General features: G+C 70.8%; 1 protein-coding gene. It reads right to left on the bottom strand.

Translation table 11 applies throughout. The annotated features are described in order from the left end of the window. Positions 1–1,635 (bottom strand): YadA family autotransporter adhesin (locus AC04L7_RS18280; protein ID WP_475513646.1); only part of this gene is annotated, 1,635 nt, incomplete at both ends.

Here is a 1,635-nt window from a genome sequence, read left to right as displayed (position 1 = left end):
TCGCCGTGCCGCGTGTCGGCGACGATGCATTACCACCGGTGCCGGGCGCGGAGGCCGATTCTCCGCTGGAATGCGCTTGGCTGGCCTGTGCTGGCGGTGTCGCGGCGGTCGATGCGGTGGAGGTGCCGCTGCTCAACCCGTTGTACATCCCGTAAAGCTCGTTGAGCTTGGCATCGACGGCGGTGAATGCCGCGCCCACGTTGTTGTACGACGTGCCCTGGATCGTGTAGCTCGGCGCGATGAACACGCCGCCGGAGAAACCGGCGCCACCGCCCAAGGAACTGGCGACCAGGCTCAACTGCGACAGATTGACCGCATCGGTCGCCTGGGTACCGGCGGCGACGTTGGTGACCTGCCGCTCGCTACCCGCGCTGCCGACCGACACCGTGTCCTCGCGGTCGGCGACCGAATCGCCACCGATCGCGACGCTGTTGTCGGCTTCGGCGGTCGCCAGGTTGCCCAGCGCCACCGCATTGACGCCGGGCGTGTAGGCGCCCCCGCCGACGGCGACCGAGTAATCGCCGGAAGCTTCGGTCGCCAGGGCCCCGAAGAACGCGCCGCCGACGGCGACGCTGTTGTCGCCGCTGGCAAGCGCGCGTGAGCCCAGTGCCGTGCTGTCGTAGTTGTTCGCGGTCGCACCGAAGCCCAGTGCCGTCGCGCTCTCTCCGCTGGCATCGGCACCGTAGCCGAACGCCGAGGCGGCGAACCCGGAGGCACTGCTGTATCCGCCCACGGCCGTCGCGGCATCGCCCGCGGCATCGCTGCGGAAACCGGTTGCCGTGGCTTGCAGGCCGGACGCCGCGCTTTCCGTACCGTTGGCCGTGGCGTACGCACCGGAGGCGGTGGCTCCCGCACCCATCGCCGTCGCACCGCTTTCACTGGCGACGGCGCCTGCACCGACGGCCGTCGCATCGTCTGCAGTGGCTTCCGTGCTGGCGTAGACCGGATTGCCGTCCTCGTCGAGGACCGGGTCGCCGTTGTCGTCGAGCAGCGGACGCTGGCCACCGAGCGCGACCGCGCCGGCGCCTGTCGCCTGCGCTCCCGCGCCGTTGGCAACGCTGTTCTCGCCGGTCGCGGTCGCATTGAAGCCGCTGGCCGTGGCGCCGTTCGCGAGGGCGAAGGCACCGGAGCCGGTGGCCGTCGCACCGACACCTTCCGCGAGCGCCGCCGAACCGGACGCCGTCGCGTAATCGCCGGTCGCGGTGGCGTCATCGCTGCCGTCGCCCGCGCCATTGGCCTTGAAGTAGCGCGTGGCGTTCTCCGACGCGTCGGCCAGCGCGTTCAACTGGTCGAGGTTCACCGCATCCGTGCCTTCCGTACCCGCGGCCACATTGGTGATCTGGCGTTCGGCCCCCACGTCGCCCACCGAGACGGTGTCGTCGCGGTCGTTCCAGGAGTTGGCGCCGATCGCGACGCTGTTCGTCGCCCCCGCCACGGCGTTCACGCCCACGGCCACGCTCTCTTCGCCATCGGCGTAGCTGTTGTGGCCGAGCGCAGTGCTGTACTCGCCCGTGGCCCAGGCTCCGTTGCCGAAGGCCGAGCTGCCGGTCCCGCTGGCACGGGTGTTGATGAGGCCGAAGAAGGTGGTGCCGCCCACCGCGGTGCTTTCATCGCCGCCAGCGGCGGCCCCTTCGC

The organism is Pseudoxanthomonas sp. LjRoot204_2 (assembly GCF_056175765.1).
Note: the sequence above shows the minus strand (reverse complement) of the source record. Positions and strands in the feature narration are given on the sequence as shown.